This window comes from Empedobacter sp. UBA5036, from assembly GCF_002415215.1.
In the GTDB taxonomy this organism is placed as follows: domain Bacteria; phylum Bacteroidota; class Bacteroidia; order Flavobacteriales; family Weeksellaceae; genus Empedobacter; species Empedobacter falsenii_B.
In genome coordinates this window covers 15,073-40,451 of the sequence record NZ_DICC01000023.1, presented here as the reverse complement: position 1 = coordinate 40,451, position 25,379 = coordinate 15,073, and the positions used below count along the sequence as shown (strand labels likewise).

The 25,379-nt window shown below is 33.1% G+C and carries 22 protein-coding genes; 8 read left to right on the top strand and 14 right to left on the bottom strand.

The features are described from left to right. Window positions 1-4 precede the first annotated feature (4 nt). From secG to groL, 5 genes are all read left to right on the top strand, one after another. Entirely contained in the window at window positions 5-355 is a 351-nt protein-coding gene (gene secG / locus B4J88_RS04305; RefSeq protein WP_038332909.1) for a preprotein translocase subunit SecG, read from the top strand. A gap of 91 nt (window positions 356-446) precedes the next feature. Then, window positions 447-872: a hypothetical protein gene (locus B4J88_RS04300; protein WP_125349627.1), complete on the top strand. Its 426-nt coding sequence runs from the start codon at window positions 447-449 to the stop codon at window positions 870-872. A 2-nt stretch (window positions 873-874) separates the two neighbouring features. Then, on the top strand, window positions 875-3,196 hold the full coding sequence (locus B4J88_RS04295) for a zinc-dependent metalloprotease (RefSeq protein WP_291066527.1): 2,322 nt from the start codon (window positions 875-877) through the stop codon (window positions 3,194-3,196). Between the two features lie 159 nt (window positions 3,197-3,355). Beyond that, window positions 3,356-3,634: a co-chaperone GroES gene (locus B4J88_RS04290; RefSeq protein WP_019975019.1), complete on the top strand. Its 279-nt coding sequence runs from the start codon at window positions 3,356-3,358 to the stop codon at window positions 3,632-3,634. A 109-nt stretch (window positions 3,635-3,743) separates the two neighbouring features. Next, window positions 3,744-5,369: a chaperonin GroEL gene (gene groL / locus B4J88_RS04285; RefSeq protein WP_115001715.1), complete on the top strand. Its 1,626-nt coding sequence runs from the start codon at window positions 3,744-3,746 to the stop codon at window positions 5,367-5,369. A gap of 82 nt (window positions 5,370-5,451) precedes the next feature. Here groL and leuB read toward each other — a convergent pair whose 3' ends face one another. Genes leuB through B4J88_RS04265 form a run of 4 tightly spaced genes read right to left on the bottom strand, consistent with a single transcriptional unit; the run spans window position 5,452 to window position 9,735 of the window. Further along, entirely contained in the window at window positions 5,452-6,576 is a 1,125-nt protein-coding gene (gene leuB / locus B4J88_RS04280) for a 3-isopropylmalate dehydrogenase (protein WP_291066525.1), read from the bottom strand. Further along, the gene (gene leuD / locus B4J88_RS04275; RefSeq protein ID WP_019975022.1) at window positions 6,563-7,165 is read right to left on the bottom strand and encodes a 3-isopropylmalate dehydratase small subunit; all 603 of its coding nucleotides are present in this window, start codon (window positions 7,163-7,165) and stop codon (window positions 6,563-6,565) included. The genes leuB and leuD overlap by 14 nt, the downstream gene beginning before the upstream one ends. A gap of 12 nt (window positions 7,166-7,177) precedes the next feature. After that, complete coding sequence (gene leuC / locus B4J88_RS04270; RefSeq protein WP_221855339.1) at window positions 7,178-8,563, bottom strand: 3-isopropylmalate dehydratase large subunit; 1,386 nt, start codon at window positions 8,561-8,563, stop codon at window positions 7,178-7,180. Continuing rightward, a complete protein-coding gene (locus tag B4J88_RS04265; RefSeq protein ID WP_221855341.1) occupies window positions 8,560-9,735 on the bottom strand; it encodes a 2-isopropylmalate synthase in 1,176 nt (391 codons plus the stop codon). The genes leuC and B4J88_RS04265 overlap by 4 nt, the downstream gene beginning before the upstream one ends. Window positions 9,736-9,883: 148 nt before the next feature. Between B4J88_RS04265 and B4J88_RS04260 the strand changes: the two genes are divergently transcribed. The 3 genes from B4J88_RS04260 (at window position 9,884) to mqo (ending at window position 13,556) form a co-directional block, all read left to right on the top strand. Beyond that, window positions 9,884-11,365 carry a hypothetical protein gene (locus tag B4J88_RS04260; protein ID WP_291066522.1) on the top strand — a complete coding sequence of 494 codons (1,482 nt, stop codon included), beginning with the start codon at window positions 9,884-9,886 and terminating at the stop codon, window positions 11,363-11,365. Between the two features lie 79 nt (window positions 11,366-11,444). Next, window positions 11,445-11,945, top strand: a complete 501-nt coding sequence (locus B4J88_RS04255; protein ID WP_038332867.1) for an RDD family protein — start codon at window positions 11,445-11,447, stop codon at window positions 11,943-11,945. Window positions 11,946-12,080: 135 nt separating this feature from the next. Continuing rightward, on the top strand, window positions 12,081-13,556 hold the full coding sequence (gene mqo / locus B4J88_RS04250; protein WP_286484939.1) for a malate dehydrogenase (quinone): 1,476 nt from the start codon (window positions 12,081-12,083) through the stop codon (window positions 13,554-13,556). A 128-nt stretch (window positions 13,557-13,684) separates the two neighbouring features. Here mqo and B4J88_RS04245 read toward each other — a convergent pair whose 3' ends face one another. The 10 genes from B4J88_RS04245 to mraY all read right to left on the bottom strand — a co-directional run bounded on the left by B4J88_RS04245 (window position 13,685) and on the right by mraY (window position 25,376). Beyond that, window positions 13,685-14,215 (bottom strand): septal ring lytic transglycosylase RlpA family protein, encoded by a 531-nt coding sequence (locus B4J88_RS04245; RefSeq protein ID WP_125349637.1) that lies wholly within the window; start codon window positions 14,213-14,215, stop codon window positions 13,685-13,687. A gap of 323 nt (window positions 14,216-14,538) precedes the next feature. Then, window positions 14,539-14,991, bottom strand: coding sequence for a GatB/YqeY domain-containing protein (locus B4J88_RS04240; protein ID WP_125349638.1), 453 nt, complete (start codon window positions 14,989-14,991; stop codon window positions 14,539-14,541). A gap of 101 nt (window positions 14,992-15,092) precedes the next feature. Beyond that, the gene (gene ftsZ / locus B4J88_RS04235) at window positions 15,093-16,937 is read right to left on the bottom strand and encodes a cell division protein FtsZ (protein WP_286494801.1); all 1,845 of its coding nucleotides are present in this window, start codon (window positions 16,935-16,937) and stop codon (window positions 15,093-15,095) included. Window positions 16,938-16,992: 55 nt separating this feature from the next. Next, a complete protein-coding gene (gene ftsA, locus B4J88_RS04230; protein ID WP_180905149.1) occupies window positions 16,993-18,444 on the bottom strand; it encodes a cell division protein FtsA in 1,452 nt (483 codons plus the stop codon). Then, window positions 18,431-19,162, bottom strand: coding sequence for a cell division protein FtsQ/DivIB (locus B4J88_RS04225; RefSeq protein WP_280035426.1), 732 nt, complete (start codon window positions 19,160-19,162; stop codon window positions 18,431-18,433). The genes ftsA and B4J88_RS04225 overlap by 14 nt, the downstream gene beginning before the upstream one ends. Before the next feature lies 1 nt (window position 19,163). Next, the gene (gene murC, locus B4J88_RS04220) at window positions 19,164-20,504 is read right to left on the bottom strand and encodes a UDP-N-acetylmuramate--L-alanine ligase (RefSeq protein ID WP_291066518.1); all 1,341 of its coding nucleotides are present in this window, start codon (window positions 20,502-20,504) and stop codon (window positions 19,164-19,166) included. Further along, window positions 20,504-21,610 (bottom strand): undecaprenyldiphospho-muramoylpentapeptide beta-N-acetylglucosaminyltransferase, encoded by a 1,107-nt coding sequence (murG, locus tag B4J88_RS04215; protein ID WP_291066516.1) that lies wholly within the window; start codon window positions 21,608-21,610, stop codon window positions 20,504-20,506. Before murG ends, murC begins: the two co-directional genes overlap by 1 nt. Beyond that, window positions 21,582-22,781, bottom strand: a complete 1,200-nt coding sequence (locus tag B4J88_RS04210) for an FtsW/RodA/SpoVE family cell cycle protein (RefSeq protein WP_291066514.1) — start codon at window positions 22,779-22,781, stop codon at window positions 21,582-21,584. The genes murG and B4J88_RS04210 overlap by 29 nt, the downstream gene beginning before the upstream one ends. Window positions 22,782-22,796: 15 nt before the next feature. Next, window positions 22,797-24,131, bottom strand: a complete 1,335-nt coding sequence (murD, locus tag B4J88_RS04205; protein ID WP_291066512.1) for a UDP-N-acetylmuramoyl-L-alanine--D-glutamate ligase — start codon at window positions 24,129-24,131, stop codon at window positions 22,797-22,799. A gap of 3 nt (window positions 24,132-24,134) precedes the next feature. Then, window positions 24,135-25,376 carry a phospho-N-acetylmuramoyl-pentapeptide-transferase gene (mraY, locus tag B4J88_RS04200; protein WP_125349644.1) on the bottom strand — a complete coding sequence of 414 codons (1,242 nt, stop codon included), beginning with the start codon at window positions 25,374-25,376 and terminating at the stop codon, window positions 24,135-24,137. Window positions 25,377-25,379: the final 3 nt, after the last annotated feature.

Here is a 25,379-nt window from a genome sequence, read left to right as displayed (position 1 = left end):
TAAAATGGGACTATTTCAGTTTTTCATGATTATTATCATGATTTTATGTGTATTATTAGTACTAATCGTATTATCTCAAAACCCTAAAGGAGGAGGATTATCTTCTACTTTCGGAGGTGGCGGAGGAAGCCAAATGTTTGGAGTTCAAAGAACGAATAAATTCTTAGACAACACAACTTGGGGATTATTTATCGCTGTAATCGTATTGATTATTGGAGCAAGTGCTTCGCATGAAAATCCAAATGCGATAAAACCAATTAAGCCAAATGTTACGGCACCAGCTAATAATTTACCAACGCAACCTGCTGCAAACGGAGCAAGTCAAAATCAATTACCAGCTCAACCAGCGAAGTAATTTTGATAAGAAAATATACAAGCCTCACAAATTGTGAGGCTTTTTTTGTTGATTGATTAATATTATCTTTAAATTTATCAAAACCTAAATTATGAAAACATTCGTTTCATTTATAACCATCTTACTTACTTTTATAAGCTGTGTTGGTCAAAAAGTATATCAGAAAATTCCAAAAGAAAATTATCAATTACTCACAACTTTTTCTGCGCAATATGAATTATCAGGAACACATTTCTTCAAAAATGAAACTGAATTAAACAACATGTATGCCACATTACCAAAAGATTACAATAAATCATTACCTCGTTTCGTTATTGATTATGAACAAAATCAAATAATTTTGATTCCTCAAAAACATATTAATTCATATAATATTGATTCTATTACTGGTAATGAAAAGATTTATAATTTACATTTAACACCTATAAAAGGAATTAATCAAACACAAGATTCTTCAAATTTATTGATGATGATTGTACCTAAATCTGTAGAGAAGATTTTAGTAAAAACTAAATAAAAATGGAAAAATATACATCTAAATATTTACTTATTTGTCTTGCATTTAGCACAAACTTATTTGCTCAACAAAACTTTTGGAAAACTACCAATGCGAAAGGAAATATTTCTAAAGAGCAATTAAATCCAAGAGCACATATACCAACTAAATCGGTTAAATTAGACTTAGCTTATGATAATTTGGTGAACTATTTAAACAATACGAATCAACAAAATTTTTTATTAAAATTTCCAACTGAGAACGGAAAGTTTAATACATATCGTATTGTAGAAACCTCAAATTTATCTCCTGAATTACAAACTAAATACCCAGATATAAAATCTTTTTCTGGATACAATACAAATGATTTGACAGAGAAAATCAATTTTAGTTTATCTCCTCAATTTGGTTTGTATGGTTTAGTTTCAAACGGCAATAAAACAGTGTTAATAGACGCTTACACCAAAAATAAAGCGTCATATATTGTGTATGATAAAAAAGATTTAGTTAATACAAATTCTTTCAAATGTGCTACAGAACCTTCTGAAAGTGCTCTTGGGATAGATAATTTGAATTTTGAAACTATTAAACAATCTTCTCGAACAGCAACTCAAAATGGAAGTTTAAGAAAATTTAGATTAGCCATTACAACAACGACTGAGTATTCAGATTTTGTAATCAAACAAGCTAATTTATCATCTGGTACAGAAGCTCAAAAGAAAGCGTCAATATTAGCTGCAGTCAATTTATCACTCACACGAATTAATGGCGTTTTAAAAAATGATGTTGGTGTTTTTTTAGAATTAATTCCAAATACTGATCAATTATTTTTTATTGATTCTGATTCTTTCCAAGACCCTAATATTAATTCTAATTCTGCAGCAAATTACAATCTTGAGGAAAATATTACTGTTACAAATAATGTTATTGGAGTTGCTAACTACGATATTGGTCATTTATTTTTTCAAGTGAATGATGATAATAATTCAAATGGATTAGCCAATACGCCAGCAGTTTGTAATGATAGAGCAAAAGCAGGAGGAGTGACTGGTACAATAGTTCCTATTGGGGATGCTTTTGATATTGATTATACTGCCCACGAAATTGGTCATCAATTAGGTGCCTACCATACACAAAACAACAATTGTAATCGTACACTTAACAGTTCTGTTGAACCTGGAAGTGGTTCTACAATTATGGCTTACACTGGTATCTGTTCACCAAACGTACAAAATCAAAGTGATGCATATTTCCATACAAAAAGTTTAGAAGAAATGGCAAAAGTGCTAAATTATGTGAATTGTGGACAATTCGTTACAACAACTAATGCTGCACCTATTATAGCTTCTAACTTGAAAACAAAATATAACATTCCAATTTCAACTGCATTTGCTTTAGAAACATTAGCCACTGACTCAAATAATGATCAATTAACATATTCTTGGGAGCAGATGAATCCTGAAGTTTCTGAAACTTCTATTAAATCACTTCCTCCTATTTCCTCTAATTCTCAAGGCCCAAATTTCAGATCATTCTCTCCACAAAAAGTTGGAATTCGCTATTTTCCTCGTTTAGAAAAAATTATTTCAAATGAATTAGTATTTCAAACAAATCTATATCTGTCAAACGTTTCAAATTACGATAAAAACAATTGGGAAGTCATTCCTTCAGTTCCTCGTACAATGAATTTCTCTGTAACAGTTCGTGACAATAATTCTGAAGTTGGATTAACCGCTCGACAAAATGTTCAGTTAAACTTTCTAAATTTTGGTCCATTCAAAGTGACTTCGCAAGCAACAACTGATTATTGGACTCAAAATTATCCAGCATCAATTACTTGGGATGTTGCGGGAACGGATGCAAATGGAATTGATACACAAAACGTAAAAATTTTATTATCGGTTGATGGTGGAAAAACATTTGATTATGTTTTAGCTGAATCAGTTCCGAACAACGGTTCTTATACATTCACAGTTCCTGCAGGATTAGGAATTACTAATAAAGCGAGAATTATGATTAAAGCTATTGATAACGTTTTCTTAGCTGTTAACTCTACTGATTTTTCTATAGAAAGTTCTTTAACTACAAATGATATAAAAGGAAAAGATTTAGGTACGATTTCTCCAAATCCTTCAAATGGAATAATCAATTTAGATTTTACAAACTCATTTACAACAGGTAAAATTACTGTGACAGATTTAGCAGGAAGAACAGTTTACTCAAACAAATTGAATTCTTCGAAATCTCAACAAGTTAATTTATCTAGTTTATCAAATGGTGTTTACATTGTTTCGATTGAAGCAGGTAACGAACAATTCACGAAAAAAGTGATTATCAAAAAATAATTATTCATAAAAATTACTTTAAATGCCAAGTTGTCTGACAGCTTGGCATTTTTATTTTTTCTCATTACAATTAACTTATCCATAATGGCAGAAATTGGCTATTGGCACGTTTTTCGTTGATTAAAAATCATCAATTTAGAAAAAATAAAAAATACAAATATGTCACAATTAAACATTAAACCATTAGCAGATAGAGTGGTTATTGAGCCTGCTCCAGCAGAAACTAAAACAGCTTCAGGAATTATTATCCCAGATTCAGCAAAAGAAAAACCACAAGAAGGAATTGTAGTTGCAGTTGGTAATGGTAAAAAAGACGAACCAATGACAGTTGCAGTTGGTGACAAAGTTCTTTACGGTAAATATTCAGGAACTGAATTAAAATTAGAAGGTAAAGATTACTTAATCATGCGTGAAGCTGATATTTTGGCAATTATCTAAATTTAGTTGTAATAAGTAAAATGTATTAAGTACAAAGTAACTTATTTTTTAATTTTTAATCATATTCGACTTAAGACTTAAGACTTAAGACATCAAAACATAAATAAAAATGGCAAAAGATATTAAATTCGATATTGAATCAAGAGACGCTTTAAAAAGAGGTGTTGATGCATTAGCAAATGCAGTTAAAGTAACATTAGGACCAAAAGGTCGTAACGTAGTTTTAGAAAAATCTTTCGGTGCTCCACATGTAACTAAAGACGGAGTTTCTGTAGCAAAAGAAATCGAATTGGAAGATCCAATCGAAAACTTAGGTGCGCAAATGGTAAAAGAAGTTGCTTCTAAAACAAATGACGTTGCTGGTGATGGTACTACAACTGCTACAGTTTTAGCTCAAGCTATCGTTCGCGAAGGTTTGAAAAACGTTGCTGCAGGTGCGAATCCAATGGATTTGAAACGTGGTATTGATAAAGCTGTTGCTGGAATCGTTGCTAACTTAAGAGAGCAATCTCAAGAAGTTGGTGATTCATCAGAAAAAATTAAACAAGTTGCTTCTATCTCTGCAAATAACGATGATACAATTGGATCATTAATCGCAGAAGCTTTTTCTAAAGTTGGAAAAGAAGGTGTTATCACTGTTGAAGAAGCAAAAGGAACAGAAACTTACGTTGACGTTGTTGAAGGAATGCAATTTGACCGTGGATACCAATCGCCATATTTCGTAACAAATGCAGATAAAATGATTGCTGAGTTAGAAAATCCTTACATTTTATTATGCGAGAAAAAAATATCTAACTTACAAGAAATCTTACCTTTATTAGAGCCAGTTGCTCAATCAGGTCGTCCATTCTTAATCATTTCTGAAGAAGTTGAAGGTCAAGCTTTAGCTACTTTAGTAGTGAACCGTTTAAGAGGATCTTTAAAAATTGCTGCTGTTAAAGCACCAGGATTCGGAGATCGTAGAAAAGCAATGTTACAAGATATCGCAATCTTAACAGGAGGAACTGTTATTTCTGAAGAGCAAGGAATTACGTTAGAAACTGCTACTTTAGAAATGTTAGGTACTGCAGAAAGAGTAGTTATCGACAAAGACAATACAACTATTGTTAACGGAGCTGGTGATGCTGAGCAAATCAAATCTCGTGTTAACCAAATTAAAGCGCAAGTAGAAACAACTACTTCTGACTACGATCGCGAAAAATTACAAGAGCGTTTAGCTAAATTAGCTGGAGGTGTTGCTGTATTATACGTTGGTGCTGCTTCTGAGGTTGAAATGAAAGAAATCAAAGACCGTGTTGATGATGCTTTACACGCAACTCGCGCTGCTGTAGAAGAAGGTATCGTTGCTGGTGGTGGTGTTGCTTTCGTTAGAGCTTTATCTAACTTAACAATTGACACAACAAATGCTGACGAAGCGACAGGTGTTAAAATTGTAACGCGTGCAGTTGAAGAACCATTACGCCAAATCGTTCACAACGCTGGTGGAGAAGGTTCTGTAGTTGTTGCTAAAGTAAAAGAAGGAAATGGTGATTTCGGATACAATGCAAAAACTGACGAATATGTAAACATGATCGAGGCTGGAGTTATTGATCCAACTAAAGTTGCTCGTGTTGCATTAGAAAACGCTGCTTCTGTTGCAGGTATGTTAATTACTACTGAAGCGGTTGTTACAGAAATTAAAAAAGATGAGCCAGCTATGCCGCCAATGGGAGGCGGAATGCCAGGAATGATGTAATCATCAACTCATAAAAATATACAATAGAAAAAGCCATTCAGAAATCTGAATGGCTTTTTCATTAAGTCATAAATAATAAAAACTATATAATCGTCGATTTTCCCATCAATACATTTTCAAAATTGAAATATGAATGATGATCATGATCGCTCAATAATATCTTCGCAATATAATTTGCTACAACAGATGTCGAATAATCACTCGTTTCATCTAAATCTGAAGTTACAATCAAATTATTAATCGCATTTTCCACCGCATTTTCTATTGCTTTCGCACCTTCTTCTAATCCCAAATAATGCAACATCATTGCAGCACTCAAAATAGAAGCCATAGGATTTGCAATTCCTTTTCCTTTTGCTTGTGGATACGAACCATGAATAGGCTCGAACAATGCATTTTCTGTACCAATAGAAGCCGAAGGCAACAAACCTATACTTCCTCCAATTACACTTCCTTCATCCGAAATAATATCGCCAAACATATTCTCAGTCAAAATCACATCAAATTGTTTTGGATTGATAATTAATTGCATCGCTGCATTATCAACAAACAAGAAATCTAATTCAACTTCTGGATATTCTTGGCTAATATCCATCGCAACTTTTCGCCATAAACGAGAGGTATCCAACACATTTGCCTTGTCTACCAACGTTACTTTTTTGCGACGCTTCATTGCTTCCTGAAAAGCTAAATGTGTAATTTGCTCAATGTCTTTTCTGTTGTACGAACACGTATCATACGCATGCGAACCATCTTGTGCTGTAAATTTTTCTCCGAAATAAATTCCATTAATCAATTCACGAAAAATAACCATATCTGTTCCTTCGATGTGCGAACGTTTCAATGGACTTTTCCCCAACAAAGATTCGTAAGCCTTGATTGGACGGATATTTGCAAATAAACCAAGTTCCTTTCTTAGCTTTAACAAACCTTGTTCGGGACGAACTTTAGCGTTCGGATTATTGTCATATTTTGGATCACCAATAGAACCAAACAAAACCGCATCTGCATCTTTACATAATTGCAATGTCGCATCAGGCAAAGGATTTCCCGTTTCGTCAATCGCAATTGCACCAATCAAAGCTTCCTCAAATTCGAAATTATATTTGAAAACTTGTTCTACAACTTTCAGAATTTTTATTGTTTCCGAAACGACTTCTGGTCCTATTCCATCGCCAGGAAGTACAGCAATTTTATGCATTTTCATCTTGTAAAGATTTATGATTTTGTTCGTAAGCTTCTATTTTGTCTTTCTGACTGATTAAGAAATCAATATCATCATACCCATTTAATAAACAGATTTTTTTATAAGAATCAACCTCAAAATTGATAGATTGACTTTGAATTCCCAAGGTTTGATTTTCCAAATCAACTTCAAATTCTGTTGAAGGGTTTTGATCGATTATCTCAAATATTTGATTTAAAATTTCATCTGAAACAACGATTGGTAAAATTCCGTTATTCAATGCATTTCCTTTGAAAATATCTGCAAAATAACTACTAATTACAACATCAAATCCGTAATCTTTTATTGCCCAAGCTGCGTGTTCACGGCTGCTTCCACAACCAAAATTTTTTCCGACAACTAATATTTTCCCTACATATTTTGAATCATTCAGTGGAAAATTCTCAATTTTTTCATTCTCTTGATTAAATCGCCAATCTCTGAATAAATTATCTCCAAAACCTTCTCTACTAATCGCTTTCAAAAAACGAGCTGGAATAATTTGATCGGTATCTATATTTTCTATTTTAATCGGAACAGCCGATGATTTTAATTGATTGATTGAATCCATTTTGAGTAAATTTTAATTGATATCAACAATTTTTCCGTGAATTGCAGCAGCAGCAGCAATCAAAGGACTTGCTAATAATGTACGAGAATTTGGACCTTGACGTCCTTCAAAATTTCTATTCGAAGTCGAAACACAATATTTTCCTTCTGGAACTTTATCGTCGTTCATCGCCAAACAAGCCGAACAACCTGGTTCGCGCAATCTGAATCCAGAGGCTTCAAAAATTTTGTCCAAACCTTCTTCTATCGCTTGCTTTTCTACTTGTTTCGATCCCGGAACAATCCACGCAGTTACATTTTCATTGCGCTGTTTTCCTTTCACATAATTTGCTACTTCACGCAAATCTTCGATTCTTGCATTTGTACAACTTCCGATAAACACATAATCAATTGGATGATTGATGATTGATTGATTATCTTGGAATCCCATATATTTCAACGCTTTTTCAAACGATTCTTTTTCATTATCGCTTAACGAATCTTTAGAAGGAATACTGTCTTTCACCGAAATTCCCATTCCTGGATTCGTACCAAACGTAATCATTGGATAAATATCCGCAGCGTCAAATTCTATTTCTTCATCAAAAATTGCATCAGCATCACTTGGTAAAGTTTTCCAATATGCTACTTTTTGCTCCCAATCTTCTCCTTTCGGTGCAAATGGTTTATCTTTTAAATAAGCAAAAGTTGTTTCATCTGGTGCAATCATTCCGCCACGAGCGCCCATTTCTATCGACATATTACAAACTGTCATTCGACCTTCCATCGACATATTCTCGAAAACATCTCCTGCATATTCACAGAAAAAACCTGTTCCTGCATTTGTTCCAACTTTAGAAATGATATACAAAATCACATCTTTTGGTTGAACATTTGGATTCAGTTTTCCATTAACTGTAATTCGCATCGATTTTGGTTTATTCATCAACAAACATTGACTAGCAAAAACCTGTGCAACTTGACTTGTTCCAATTCCGAAAGCAATTGCTCCAAAAGCTCCATGCGTAGATGTATGACTATCGCCACAAACCATGCTCATTCCTGGTTGCGTAACACCCAATTCTGGCGCAATAATGTGAACAATTCCTTGATACGGATGACCTAAGCCATAAAATGTAATATTATTTTTTTCGCAATTAATTGCTAATTGCTCTAATTGTTGTTTTGATAATGGATCTCGAACTGGCTTATCTTGATTAATCGTTGGTACATTGTGATCCGCAGTTGCAACAATTTGATTTGGTCGAAAAATTGGAATATTTCTCGCTTCTAATTCTGCAAAAGCTTGTGGACTTGTTACTTCGTGAATTAAATGTTTATCAATATAAATCACTTGTGGTCCATTTTCTACTTGGCTGACAACATGGGCATCCCACACTTTATCGAATAATGTTCTCATGCGAATTTTCTCTGTGATGTTTGATTAAACTGATGCATTAATCCAAGTAAATCTTCACGAACAACTTCTTTCTTCAAATCTGCAATTTCTAAAAATTGTTCATATAAAATATCTAATTCATTTTTAGATGTATCAAAACCGATATCTTTTAGACGATAAGCTAACGCCGAACGCCCGCTACGAGCTGTCAAAATAATAGAGGATTCATTAACTCCAACATCTGCTGGATTGATAATTTCGTATGTTTCACGGTTTTTAATCACACCATCTTGATGAATTCCAGAACTGTGCGCAAAAGCATTCGATCCTACAATTGCTTTGTTTGGTTGAACCATCATTCCCATTGTTTCAGAAGTTAATTGACTTAATTCTGTTAACATTTGAGCATTGATATCTGTATAAAAATTCAATTCTTTGTGTTGTCTAAAAATCATCACGATTTCTTCCAAGGCCGTATTACCAGCACGCTCACCAATTCCATTAATTGTACATTCTATTTGGCGTGCTCCATTTATAGCTCCTGCAACTGCATTCGCTGTCGCTAAACCTAAATCGTTATGATTGTGGCAAGAAATAATCACATTATCAATTCCTTGAACATGATCTTTTAAATATTTAATTTTATTTCCATACTCAAAAGGCAAACAATAACCCGTTGTATCTGGAATATTAAGAACCGTCGCACCAGCTTTGATCACCTCTTCACAAACTTGAGCAAGAAAAGCATTATCCGTTCTTCCTGCATCTTCAGCATAAAACTCAACATCATCTACAAATGTTTTTGCATAAGCAACCGCTTCAACTGCACGTTCGATAATCGCTTCACGATTCGAATTAAATTTGTGAATAATATGAGAATCCGAAGTTCCAATTCCAGTATGAATCCTTGGTTTTACCGCATATTGCAAAGCTTTGGCAGCAGATTCTATATCTTTTTTGTTTGCGCGAGTTAAACCACAAACTGTGGCATTTTTCACTAATTTTGAAATTGCATTTACGGCTTCGAAATCTCCAGGACTTGAAATTGGAAAACCAGCCTCGATTATATCAACGCCTAATTCGTCCAATCGAGCCGCAATTTCTAACTTCTGTTTTTTGTTTAACTTACACCCCGGCACTTGCTCTCCATCTCTCAGTGTCGTATCAAAAATTTGAATCTTCTCAGCACTCATTGCAATTAGTTTTGTTTGTTATTGTGATGTAAAATTAAAATTGTACTAACTTTAAATTTTCAAATTGAAATAGGTTTTACAATTCTTAAAGCCGAAATATTTTATTCAATTATTTCATTTTCAATCTATTATATATAATTTAATTACAATGTCAAATCATAACAAAGACGCACTATTTAGTTTAATAAAGTCGCTTAATCGTTCCGAAAAACGTCAATTCAAGCTTTATGTAAATCGTTTGCAAATTAATGCAGATGCAAAATTTTTGTTATTATTTGAAGCGTTGGATAAGTTGGAAGAATATGATGAAACGGCTATTTTGAAGAAAAAAATTACCACGAAACAACAATTATCAAATCTAAAAGCGCATTTGTACAAACAAATTTTGTTTAGCTTGAGAATGAATCCTTCGCAACAAAATTCGCGTATGCAAATACGTGAACAGTTTGATTTTGCTACGATTTTGTATCAAAAAGGCTTACACAAACAAAGTCTAAAAATGTTGGACAAAGCCAAAACTCAAGCCTTAGATTTTGACGAAAAAGCCATTGCTTATGATATTTTAGAACTCGAAAAAATTATCGAATCACAATTCATTACACGAAGTATTTCTGGTCGTGCAGATCAGTTGATTGAACAATCGGAGGAATTGAGTTTACAGAATTTACAAGCAAGTAAATTGTCTAATTTATCGCTAAAATTGTATAGTATTTTGCTCGAGAATGGATACGCAAAAGATGATGATGAAATTCAAAAAATTCAGAATTTCTTTGATTCGAAAACAAAAAATATCGATTTTAAGAAATTAAAATTCAAAGAGAAATTGTGGTTTTATAAAGCAAATGTTTGGTTGTCGATGTTAACGCAAAACCTTCATTCTGCCTATGAATTTTCGAAAAAATGGGTTGAGTTATTTTACGAGAAAAAAGAACGAATTCTTAGTCATCCTGTTTGGTTTATCAAAGGAAATTCATATTTATTGAAGATTTTATATCTGAAAAAAAATTCGAAAGAATTCAAATTTTGGTTTGATAAATTAGAATCTGTTTACGAGATTTTGCCTCAAAATGATAATGTGGAAGCGCTTTGGTTTATCAATAAATTTAATAGTAAACTGAATTATTTTTTCATTAATCCGAAAGAAAATATTAGTCCATTTTTGATTAAAGATATTTTACGCGAAATTAAATCGCATCATCATAAAATCGATAATCATCATATTTTGGTGCTTTATCTAAAAATTGCTGCCTATTATTTCTTAAACAAAGATTGGGATAATTCGTTCGAGTATTGTCAAAAAATAATCAATAGTGAAGCGTCAATTCAAGAAGATTTACATTTTTACACCTTGGTTTTGATTATGATGAATTTGTATGATTCTGGGAATGATCAAGAATTGGATACATATTCGTACAAAACGCATCAATTCTGCAAAAAGATGAAAAATAGTAATATTATTACACGAAAAATTAGTTTATTTTTTATTGAATTGAATGATTTGTACCCACATGAAAAAGTAAAAGCTTTCAGAGAATTAGATGATTTTTTGAAAGATTCGGACAATCAAAATTTGTTGCGAAGAAATACCAATTACATTAATCTTAGACGTTGGATGGAGGATAAAATTTAGACTTAAATTATCTGCATAAAATAATTTTAAAAATTTAGTGTTTATCATATATTTACATCTAAATTAACACATAAACACTATGTACCAAGATTACAAAGTTGGCGAACATAAAGCGAACAAAGGATTGCGCTTTTTAAATTTTATTATAGATTATGTATCAATCATTTTATTGACGATGCTATTTTTCGGTTTTATAGCAATTGTTATTGTGATCATTAATCCAGAAAGCGACATTATTTATCAATTAGAAAATATAAATCCTTTGATTGATAGAGTTATCACAGCCTTTTTTTATGTTTTACTAATTTTTTTATCAGAGTTTTTAACCAAAGGACGTTCATTAGGTAAATTTATTACAGGAACAAAAGTTGTGATGATTGACGGTTCTACACCTACAACGAAAGATTATTTTACAAGAAGTATTTGTAGAATAATTCCATTTGATGTTCTTACTTTTTTAGGAGAAAATGGTTGGCACGATAAAATTTCAAAAACTACAATTGTGAACAAAAAAGCTTTTGAAGCAGATTTATCACAAGCAGACAACATCGAAAGTATTGGAAAAACTGAGTTTGAATAATTTTCTATAAAATAAAATCTATTCAAATTATCTCAAAACAATAATTTATGTAAAAAATCATTGTTTTTTCTGCGTATTATTTCGCAAAAAAGGCTATTTATTAATACCTTTGCAACGTAAATATATTTTTGAGAAATGGAAAAACAACCTCAAGAGGTAGTGTTAGTTGGTGCTGGTATCATGAGTGCTACTTTAAGCATACTTCTTAAAAAAATAAATCCGGCTATTAAGATTTCTGTTTTCGAAAAATTAGATAAGATTGGATTTGAAAGCTCTGATGCTTTCAATAATGCAGGTACTGGTCACTCTGCTTTTTGTGAATTGAATTATACACCAATGGACAAAAATGGAGTGGTTAATATTGATAAAGCAATTAATATTGCAAAACAATTTGAAACTTCGAAAGAGTTTTGGTCTTACTTAGTCGAAAATAATTACGTTTCTTCTCCAGAAAAATTCTTACGTCCTACTCCACATATGTCTTTTGTTTGGGGCGATGACGATGTAAATTTCTTGAAAAAACGTTACGAAAAATTATCTCAACATCCTTTATTTAAGGATATGGAATATTCTGATGATGTTTCTAAAATCAAAGAATGGGCTCCATTAATTGTTGATGGTAGAAAAGGTAATGAAAAAGTCGCGGCAACGCATATGAACTTGGGAACTGATGTAAATTTTGGTGAATTAACGCGTCAAATTTTCAAAGGTTTACAAGACAAAAAAGAAATCACGTTAGAAACTGAACACGAAGTAAAAGACTTAACTCGTCTTAGCAACGGAAAATGGGCAGTTAAAGTAAAAGATTTAAAATCTGGAAATAACAAAGCACTTAATGCTGATTTCGTATTTATTGGTGCAGGTGGAGGAGCAATTTTATTGTTACAAAAATCTGGAATTCCAGAATCGAAAAAATTTGGTGGCTTCCCAGTTGGTGGACAATGGTTAATTTGTCAAAACGAAGAAGTAATCAAAAAACATCATGCAAAAGTATATGGAAAAGCAAAAATTGGTGCACCACCAATGTCTGTTCCTCACTTAGATACACGTGTTATTGATGGAAAACAATCTCTATTATTTGGTCCATTTGCAACATTCTCAACAAAATTCTTAAAATACGGATCTAATTGCGATTTATTCAAATCTGTAAACTTAGGAAACGTAGGATTTTTGATGAATTGTGGATTAAACAATATCGATTTAACAAAATACCTGGTAGAACAAGTGATGTTATCTAAAGCGAAAAAAGTAGAAGAATTACAAGAATATTTTCCTGAAGCTAAACTAGAAGATTGGTTCGAACAAACTGCAGGACAACGTGTTCAAGTAATCGAAAAACAAGATGGAAAAGGAGTTTTAAAATTTGGTACAGAAATCGTAACATCTCAAGATGGAACAATGTCTGCCTTATTAGGAGCTTCTCCAGGAGCATCTACATCTGTTAGTGCAATGTTGAACTTAATGAAACAATGTTTCCCAGACTTGATGAAAAACAACTGGAACGAAGCAATCAAAGAAATGATCCCTTCTTACGGTGAAGATTTAGCACAAGCTGAATTAGTTGAAGCATCAAGAGCCCGTACAACTAAAGTGCTTAAAATTTTAGATTAAGATTTTCTTACATCATATAATTATAAATCCTGATATTCATTTGTCAGGATTTTTTTTGCACGAAACTTAAGAGCATAAAAAAAGGTTTGAGAATAAATTCTCAAACCTTTTAATTTTTTCTGAACATCTTAGTCTTTCTTGTCTTCGCTTTTGATAATTTCGTATTCAACTTGCATCACTCCTGTATTGGTGTGACCAATTTCGCTGAATGCAGCTTGACTTAAGTCTAAAACTCTAGATTTAGCGTATGGACCTCTGTCGTTGATTTCTACAACTACAGATTTACCATTTCTGATATTCGTAACTTTTACTTTCGTACCAAATGGTAAAGACTTATGGGCAGCTGTTAGTTCGTGTTTGTCATACGTTTCACCACTAGCTGTCTTGCGTCCGTGGAATTTGTCTCCATACCAAGAAACAACTCCTGTCGAGATTTTTCGAGCACTATTCTCGATAAGTTCTCCAACCAACTTTTCATCTTCAACTGATAATGTATCTTTTTTGATGGTATCATTATCAATATCGTTACTAAATCTTTTCTCAGAAGCTGGCATAATAATTGTGTCATTATTACCAGAATCCTTAAAAATTTTACCATCAGCATTTGCTATTGGAAAAATCATTAACATTGCTATAAACGCTGTAATGCTTTTCGTCATCCTTTAGATTTTTCTGATTTACTTTGCAAATTTAAGGGTATAAACAGCTTCTTATTTAGAATTATTCTAATCAATTGATTTTTAATTCTAAAATCTCTTGTGCTTTGCGAATTTAGATGCTTACAGCGATTTGTTAATTTAATGTTAAAATAAAACTATAATCCTAATTTTTTTGGGAATTATTTATTTAAATCGGATATACTATTGATTATCAATAAATAATAATTTTATATAATTTGAAGAAATTTATCTAATAAAGAAATAAAAAAGGTAAAGTGTTATAAACTTTACCTTTTCTTAATTTTTAAAGATTTAAAAATCAATTATAAACTAGCTAAAATATCTTTTACTTTAGCTGAAATTAATTTTCCTTCCGCTTTACCAGCTAATTTAGATGAAGCAGCTCCCATTACTTTTCCCATATCTTTTGGAGAAGTAGCGCCAACCTCTGCAACAATTTCTGTAATTGCAGCTGTTAATTCTTCGTCTGATAATTGAGCAGGTAAAAATTGTTGAATAACTTCTGCTTGTGCCAATTCTTTTTCAGCTAATTCAGCACGTCCATTTGCTTCGAATTGTTCAGCAGCTTCTTTACGTTGTTTTACTAATTTTTGTAATAAAGCAATTTCTTGATCTTCTGATAATTCTCCGTTAGCACCTGATGTTTTTGCTAATAATAATTCAGATTTTACAGCTCTTAAAGCTTCTAAAGCAACAGTATTTTTAGCTTTCATCGCTTCTTTTAACTGTGCCATTATTTGAGTTTCTAAATTCATTTGTTTTGCTTTTAGACTACAAATTTAAGACAAAAAAAGGCTCATCGCAAAAGCAATGAACCTTTTCTATAATAAGAATATTTTTTACGAGTGATCGTTTATTAATCTACGTTATCATGTAGAAAATTGTTTGGACGAATTTGCGTTTCGTTGTTACGATTAGTTCCTACAGAAAAATCAGAAGATTGATTATCATTACGATCAGATAAATTCAATCCTTGACGTTTATAAGCAGGAATTGCTTCGTATTCGTCTACTTGAGAATTTGTCATCGTGTTGTTGAATTTAAAATTAAATTGTTTCAAACGATTTCTTCTTTCTTCAATCATACTATTCAATTCAGGATCATTTGATTGCTCAATTGGTTGACTAAATGGATCTATAGCAACTTGTACTTCTTCAGCTTGTGGAGCAACAGAATGAGCTACATTAGATTGAACTGGCTCTACATTTCCATATCCTTCGTTCTTTGGAGCTTGATATCCAGCATAATTATTTTGAGGATAATTTGACTGTTCTGAAGCTACAGGATTAGAATATGAATTATATGTTTGATTATTATTTACATTATTCGTTGGTTCTTGCGGACGATTAAAATCTGATTTCAAACGTGGTTCGAAATCATCATAAGAACGTCTCTCTTGCACTGGCTCATCATCAATATCATCTAAAACATAACGCTTTGGAGAATTATTTTCTTCGAAAGATTCTTCTGGCGTATTGTGATAAGTTTGTTGTTGAAAACTTTGGTTAATATCTGCTTGACGATAATTATTTTGAGGAGCCTCTGGCGTTTGATTTTGTTGAGGCGTTTGTGGTGCTTGCTGAGAAGCATTAGAACGACCAAAATCTAACGTCATTGGTTTTACACGATTCACAAAAGGTTGCTCAACTGATAACGTTTTATTAATTGGTTGTTCTTCCTCTAATGTATGTACAATTTTTTGTTCCTCTTTTCCTGTATACGCCTGATCTTCTGTAGGAAAACCAGTTGCTACAACAGTTACAGAGATAGAATCTCCTAAATCTAAGTCTTCACCAATACCCATGATAATATTTGCACTATTACCAGCTTCTTGTTGAATGTAATCATTGATGATACCGATTTCATCCATTGTAATTTCGTTATTACCAGACAAAATCAATAACAATACGTTACGTGCACCCGTAATTTTGTTGTTGTTTAACAATGGAGAATCTAAAGCAGAAGAAATTGCGTCTTTCGCTTTGTTTTCACCAGAACCTTGCGCAGATCCCATGATTGCTGTACCAGAATTTTTAAGTACTGTACGCGCATCACGTAAATCGATGTTCATTGCATAGTGTTGAGTAATAACTTCTGCAATTCCTTTAGCTGCTGTTGTTAAAACCTCATCAGCTTTCGAGAAACCATTTTTGAAACCTAAGTTTCCGTATAATTCACGTAATTTATCATTGTTAATAACAATCAATGAATCTACGTTTTGTCTTAATTTTTCGATACCTTTTTCGGCTTGTTCCAACCTCATTCTTCCTTCGAAAAAGAATGGCGCTGTAACAATCCCTACTGTTAAGATATCCATTTCTTTTGCAATACCAGCAATTACTGGTGCTGCTCCAGTTCCTGTACCACCACCCATTCCGGCAGTAATAAAGACCATTTTAGTCCCTTCGTCTAAAACAGCTTTTACATCATCCATACTTTCGATAGCAGATTGCTCTCCTACCTCAGGATTTGCTCCAGCTCCTAAACCTTCTGTTATTGCTTGTCCTAATTGAATTCTTGTTGGTACTGGACTATTTGCTAATGCTTGAGAGTCCGTATTACAAATTACAAATTCTACACCTGCAATTCCTTGTTCAAACATGTAGTTTACGGCATTACTACCTCCACCACCTACTCCGATTACTTTGATAGCTTGAGATCGGCTCTTTGGTAAGTTGAACACAATATCTCCTGTTAACATATCACTCATATTCTTCTTATTAAATTGGTTCGTAATTTATTCTAGTTTATTCTTATTATTCAGTTTCGTTGATCATTTGGATAAATTTATCCGTCCATTTCGAAAAGAAATTTTTCTTTTCTGGTTTAGATTTAGCTTCTTTCTTTTCTCCTATTTCTTGATCCAAGAATTCGTCCACTACTTCTTCTCTTTTTGGTTTTTGGATAATTTCTTCCTCAACAACAATTTCAGCTTTTACAGTCTTTTTTTGTTGCGTTGGTTGAATTCCAATTTCTAATTCTTCTTGGTTATTTAAATTATTAATAACTGGTTTTTCATAAATTTCGTGCTGATAATTCGCCGCTAATTCTTCTAAACCTTTCATTAATAATCCAACAGATGTTGCATATTCTGGTCCGCTAATTTCCTCAGCCTTTGCTCCGACAATATGTTCGTTAGAGTATCCAATTCTTACATCCATTCCTGTTACATATTCTGTAAGTTGACGAATGTGTTTTAATTTAGATCCACCACCTGTTAAAACGATTCCTGCAATCAGTTTTTTGTTTTGATCTTCGCAACCGTAGTTTTTCAATTCCAAATATACTTGTTCCAAAATTTCCTGCACACGTGCGTGGATAATTTGAGACAATCTTTTTAATGATATTTCTTTTGCTTCGCGTCCTTTTAAACCAGGAATCGATACAATTTCAGTTTCTTTATTTTCTCCTGGCCAAGCAGAACCAAATTTTTCTTTTAAAGCTTCGGCTTGCTTACCAATGATAGAACATCCAACTTTGATGTCTTCTGTAATCACATTTCCTCCAAACGGAATAACCGATGTGTGACGAATAATATTATCCTTGAAAATTGCAATATCTGTTGTTCCACCACCTATATCGATCAATGCAACACCAGCTTCTTTTTCTTCTTCGCTAAGCGCAGCACTAGACGATGCAATTGGTTCTAAAGTAATACTTGCCAAACGTAAACCAGCAGCTTTTACACAACGTGCAATATTTCGGATCGATGAAACTTGTCCTACAACCACATGGAAATTAGCCTCTAAACGACTTCCGTACATTCCGATTGGTTCGCGGATTTCACCTTCGTTATCAACCTTAAATTCTTGAGGAAGAACATGGATAATTTCTTCTCCAGGTAACATAACCAATTTGTAAACTTGATTTGTTAATAACTTTAAATCATTATCATCAATCACGTCTTCTGAATTGGTACGAGTAATGTAATCGCTATGTTGTAAACTACGAATATGTTGTCCAGCAATACCAACAGTAACATCAGTAATTTTGACACCAGATGATCTTTCAGCCTTATCAATTGCCTCTTTTATCGAGTTAATGGTTTGTGTAATATTATTTACAACACCTCTGTGTACACCTAAGCTTTTTGCTTGTCCGTGTCCAAGAATTTCGATTTTTCCGTTCTCATTTTTTCGTCCGACAAGCGCTACAATCTTTGTAGTCCCTATGTCTAAGCCAACTGCAATCTTACTATTGTTCTCCATTTTTTATTCGTTTGGTTGCTACAACTTGGTTTACAAATTTCAAGCTCAATTTTTCATAATCTTCAGTTCCTATAAAATCAATGTATTGATTATAGAATAATTTTAGATTATGTAACTTCTGTTCAAAGTTGTTTAAAGTTCCTAATTCTATATAATAGTTTCCTGTGTTTACAATTAAATTAAAAGAACGTTGTCCCACTTTTTGAATTGCTATGATATGATTTTTTAATAAATCGTCTGCTTTCAAAGCTTGAACAAATTTACTCAAATCCTCATATTCATTCGGTTTCACATCACCAGAAACTAAGATTACATCTGCTGAATTTAATTTAGATAAAGGCATTTTTCCGCCTTTTGTTGTCAAATAAAATTCATTTTTCAGCGTCTTTATTCTTGCTACTGCTGAGTTTGCTTTTATGTCAAGTCGTAAATGTCCGTTGATATCTTTACTTACTTGTACAGAATCCACAAAAGGACTCTCACTTACTTTTTGTTCGATTTCCTTAACATTCACATCTCTTAGAGATTGTTTCAGAATGTCTTTTCCATCTTTGTTAATAATTTCTCTTATCGATTCATCATTAATAAAATAATTATCAACTGGCTGAACAAACGCCACGTCAATTTTATTCACTGTACGCGAAGCATTCTTAATTACCGTAAAACTAATCAATCCGATTAGCAAGGCAACTCCAAAAATCACTTTTATGATTTTCAATTTACGCTTCACTTAACCACTCTTTTATTGGTTTAACAATTGTATCAATATTTCCTGCTCCCACAGTCAATAATACATCAAAATCTTGTTTTTTGATGTTTGCTAAACTATCTTCTAATGAAGATACTATTTTTTCATTTAAATTCACCTTTTCTAGCAACCAATTTGAAGTAATTCCTTCGATTGGTAACTCTCTGGCAGGATAAATGTCTAATAAAATCAAACTATCTAACTGCGATAAACTTTGTCCAAATTCTTCTGCGAAATCTCTTGTACGCGTAAATAAGTGAGGCTGAAATACTCCCAACACTTTTTTACCTGGATAAAGTTCACGAACTGAACGAATTGCTGCATTCAATTCTGTTGGGTGATGTGCATAATCGTCGATGTAAATTTTTCCATTTGCTTCGAAACGATTAAAACGTCTTTTAACTCCAACAAAAGTTGATAAAGCTTCTTTAATTTTATCATGTGGAACACCCATATAATCAGCAACAGCCAAAGCCGCAACCGCATTTTCCATATTGTGATGCCCTGGTAATAAAATTCCGACATCTGTCAAAGATCCATTTGGCGTTTTTACATCAAACACATAATGTCCGTCAATAATTCTTACATTGTGTGCATCGTAATCTGCGTCCAAATCCACTCCATATGTAAAAGCTCCTTCGAAAGGCAAACCTTTGTGAACAAATAATTTTTCTTCGACAATTGCTGCAAATTCTTGAAACGATTTTTTCACTTCATCACGCTCTCCATAAATATCCAAATGATCAGCATCATCACTTGTGATAATCGCTAATTTTGGAGAAAGACGTAAGAAAGAACGGTCAAACTCATCGGCTTCTGCAACTGTATATTTAGATCCATTTAGGATAATATTCGAATCGTAATTCTCTGCAATACCACCTAAAAAAGCTGTACATTCTACATTCGCAACTTTAAGAATATGTCCTAAAATAGACGAAGTCGTTGTTTTTCCGTGCGTTCCCGCAACACCAATATTGTATGTATGTTTAGTAATTTCACCTAACACTTCTGAGCGCTTCATGACTTTGAAATCATTCACTAAAAAATAATTTAGTTCTGAATGATCTTTTGGTATCGCTGGCGTATAAATTACCAACGTATTTTCTGCATTAATTCCTGCTGGAATTAACTCGATGTTATCTTCGAAATGAATATCAATTCCTTCAGCAATCAATTCAGTTGTTAACTCGGTTTGTGTTTTATCATAACCAGCAACTTCTTTTCCGATTGACTTGAAGAAACGTTCCAAAGCACTCATTCCGATTCCTCCTGCACCGATGAAATAATAATATGTTTTATCTAAAATATTCATTATAATAAATTCAATAATATATCTACAATCTCTTTTGTCGCATTCGGTTTCCCTAATTGCTTAATGTTTTGAGATAATTTATTTTTTAATTCTTCATTGTTCGCCAAAGCAATTACTTCTTTGACTAAAATTTGTTTTGCATCTGCATCTTTCACCATAATCGCTGCATCCTTCTCAACCAATGCTTGTGCATTTTTGGTTTGATGATCTTCTGCCGCTGTTGGCAATGGAAGCAAAATAGTTGCTTTTCCAACAATACACAATTCCGAAATCGCCATTGCTCCTGCACGAGAAACAATCATATCCGAAGCTGCATACGCATCTTTCATGTTATAAATAAATTCGGTTACATGAATCGTTGGATACTTATCACCAACCAAGTTTTTGATTTTTTGATAATCTAACTTTCCTGTTTGCCAAATCAATTGAACGCCACTTGCAACAAATTCGTCAAAGTTTTCTAACCAAGCATTGTTCATTGCTCTTGATCCTTGAGAACCACCAACAGATAAAATTGTTGGTTTTTCTGGATCTAATCCAAAAGCTGAAATTGCTTCTGCCTTTGACGGTAAATTTTGAAAAATCTCAGCACGAATAGGATTTCCTGTGTAATGCACTTTTTCTTGTGGAAACTGTGAAATTCCTTCGTAAGCTGTACAAATTGCACTCGCTTTATTTTTCAAAATTTTGTTGGTAACTCCTGGAAACGAATTTTGTTCTTGTAATAAAATCGGAACATTTTTACTTCCCGCTACCCACAACATTGGCCCACTTGCATAACCTCCTGTACCAACAGCTAAATCTGGCTGAAAATCTTTGTAGATTTTTTTTGCAAGACTTAAGCTTTTTATCAATTTGAAAGGGAACTTTAAATTCGCTGTCATGTTACTTCTATCAAATCCAGAAATTGGTAAACCTTTTATGTCATATCCAACTTTTGGCACTTTTTCCATTTCCATTCTTCCTTCTGCTCCAACGAACAAAATTTGTGCATCTGGCAAACGTCTTTTAATTTCGTCTGCAATTGCAATGGCTGGATAAATATGTCCACCTGTTCCTCCGCCGCTTATTAAAACTTTAGGCGATGTCTTCGATGTATTCTTCACTTAATACTTTTCTATCTTGTTCTAATTCTTCTTGCGATTTAATCTGAGTACTTACACTCAAAATTATTCCGAACGAAATACATGTCATCCAAATGGATGTTCCTCCGTAACTAATCATTGGCAATGGTTGCCCTGTTACTGGAATTAAATTAACCGCTACAGCCATGTTTACCATTGCTTGTATAATAATTGGTAAGCCCACTGCAAATACAAGTAGCGTACCAAAAACGGTATGAATTTTCGATGCGATGATACAAATCCGTATTAAAATCAGAAGGAAAATTCCAATTAATAGAATTGCACCAATTGCACCATATTCTTCTACAATAATCGCGAAGATAAAATCGGATGATGACTGAGGTAAAGTTTGTTTGAAAACACTTTTTCCTGGTCCAGCCATTTCATTCAACCCTCTTGCAATTGCAGCTTTTGCGTGTAAAACTTGATAACTTTCTAATCCAGAATCATCATTAAATTTCTCGATACGTGACATCCATGTGTGCACACGAGAATTTGTTACTAAATCTGGTCGAGATAAAGCCATCCACACAAATCCGCCACCGAGTATTAAACCTACCCCGGCAATTGTAAATAAATATTTGAATGGAAATCCACCAATAATCAATAATATTCCGCACATTCCAGCTAACATCAACGCTGTTGAACCATTAGAAGGAAAGATTAATCCTACAATTACAATAATTGGTAAGAATAATGGAACTGCTGTATTTTTCCACGTATATTCTTTGTCTCTATTTTTTGTTAAATAACGAGCTATATAAATCAACAACGCTTGCGAAGCAATCATCGAAGGCTGAATACCAATTCCAGTTCCTGGAATCGTTAACCAACGTGCAGCATTTGCACCTCCAATATTCTGTCCTTGTACAAGTGTTATTGCCAAAACTCCAGAAAGTATAACAACAGCTGTTAAAGCAAACAAACCAAACCAACGATAATCAATACGTTGTAATCCATAAATGATAAATAAACCGATTAATAAAATCACAGCGTGTTTACCTAAATGCCCAAAAATAGTACCCGATCCTACCGTATACACCAAGTTAGAACTTGCTGAATAAACAGGTAAAAACGAAAATAGTGCTAACAATAAAATGAAAGCCCAAAGCGGTTTATCGCCTTTAAAATATTTTTGTACGATGTTAGACATTGGTTGGTTGTATTATTATAATTTGCGTACGTTTTCTTTAAATTGATCTCCACGATCTTCGTATCCATTGAACAAATCGAAACTTGCACAAGCTGGTGACAAAAGAACCGTTTCTCCTTTTGTTGCTAATTTATATGATTGCTCTACACAATCTTTCATTGTATTTGTCTCAACAATTGTATCGATATATGGACTGAAAAAATCAACAATTTTTGCGTTATCAACACCCAAACAAACAATTGCTTTCACTTTCTTTTTCACGAAAGGTAAAACTTCGTTGTAATCGTTTCCTTTATCAGTTCCTCCAACAATCCAAACAACTGGCTTTGTCATACTTTCCAAAGCAAAATATGTTGCATTCACATTTGTTGCTTTAGAATCGTTGATAAAATCAATTCCTCCAATTGTCAAAACAGGCTCTAAACGATGTTCAACAGATTTGAAATCTGATAAACTCTTTTTAAGCTCCTCATTATTAATATCAATAATTTTTGCGGCTACAGCCGCAGCCAATGAGTTAGAAACATTGTGTTTTCCAATTAATCCTAAATCATTCACTAACATTGTAAAATCACCATTCGAATCGTTCACACGGAACAATTCATTGTTTGCGTATGCTTCATTTGTTGCATCCATCATTGTGAACGGTTTACGATGAGCTCGAATATCAATCTGATCAATCATCTCCATTGTTTTTGGATCATCCAAATTGTAGATAAAATAATCGTTTTCATCTTGGTTTTCAGTAATTCTGAATTTAGCCTTTGCATACAAATCAAACTGATAATTGTATTGGTCTAAATGATCTGGTGTAATGTTCAGCAAAATTGCAACATACGGTTTGAAATCTGTTTTGATATCATCTAACTGAAAACTACTTACTTCTAATACATAATAATCGAAATTGTCTTCTGCTACAGATTTTGCAAAACTTTTTCCGATGTTACCACCTAATCCTACATTTAATCCAGCTTGCTTTAGGATATGGAACATCAAACTTGTTGTTGTTGTTTTTCCATTAGATCCTGTAATCGCAATAATTTTTGCATCTGTATAACGAGACGCAAATTCAATTTCAGAAATAATTGAAATTCCTTTTTCTTCTAATTTCTGAATTAGCGCTGCTTTTTTTGGAATACCTGGACTTTTCATTACTTCATCGGCATTCAGAATTAATTCTTCTGTGTGCTGACCTTCTTCATAAGCAATTCCGCGCTCCTCCAAAAGTTGTTTATACTTGTCTTTTATTTGTCCCATGTCCGAAAGAAAAACATCAAAGTTTTCTTTCTTCGCAAGAATAGCTGTTCCTACGCCACTTTCTCCTCCTCCTAAAACGACTAATCTTTTCATTTTTTATCTAATCTTTAAGGTAATAATACTAATTACCGCTAAAATGATTCCGATGATAATTGCACGCACCACGATTTTACTTTCGTGATAACCTAACTTCTGAAAATGGTGATGTAGAGGAGACATCAAAAAGATTCTACGACCTTCACCAAATTTCTTTTTCGTGTACTTGAAATAAGACACTTGTAACATTACTGATAAACTTTCTGCGAAAAATATTCCGCACAAAATTGGTAGTAATAATTCTTTACGAACGATTATTGCCAAAACAGCAATAATTCCTCCGATTGTTAAACTTCCTGTATCACCCATGAACACTTGAGCTGGATAGGTATTATACCAAATAAATCCTATCAAACCTCCAAGGAAAGCTCCACAGAAAATCAAGACTTCTTCTGAACGCGGAATAAACATAATATTCAAATAATCGGCGAACATTAAATTTCCGGAAACGAAAACAAACATCGAGATTGCCGCCATAATCACAGCCGAACTACCTGCTGCTAAACCGTCGATTCCGTCTGTTAAATTTGCTCCATTCGAAACTGCTGTAATAATAAAAATTACTGCAAAAATAAAAATCGCTGCAACCGCCCATGTTGGTCGATCTTGCGCATCCATCCAAAATAAAATATCAGAATAGTTGAATTCATTTCCTTTCACGAAAGGCATTGTTGTTTCTAACGTTTTTTCTTCAGGACCAAATTTTATTTGTCGGCTGTATTCTGTTTGTTCTGTTCCTACAGGCGTTTTTACTCTATTTTCTTGATGTTTTACGGTAACTGTTGGACTGAAATAAAGCATTAATCCAACTACAACTCCAAGACCAACTTGTCCTAAAATTTTAAATTTACCTTGTAAACCTTCTTTGTTTTTTCTAAAAACTTTGATGTAATCGTCTAAAAAACCAATCACACCTAACCAAATTGTTGAAACCAACAAAATGATAATGTAAATATTATCTAATCTCGCAAAAAGTAAAGTCGGAATTAATGTCGCCAAAATGATGATTAAACCACCCATTGTTGGCGTTCCTGCTTTTTCGATTTGTCCTTTTAAACCTAAATCACGAACAATTTCGCCCATTTGTTCTTTACGTAAATAACTAATGATTCGTTTTCCGTAAAACAAACTGATGAACATTGCCAATAAAATTGCCATTCCCGCGCGGAAAGACGTGTATTGAAACATACGCGCTCCTGGAAAATGGATACCTTCTAAATAATCAAATAAATAGTATAACATTCT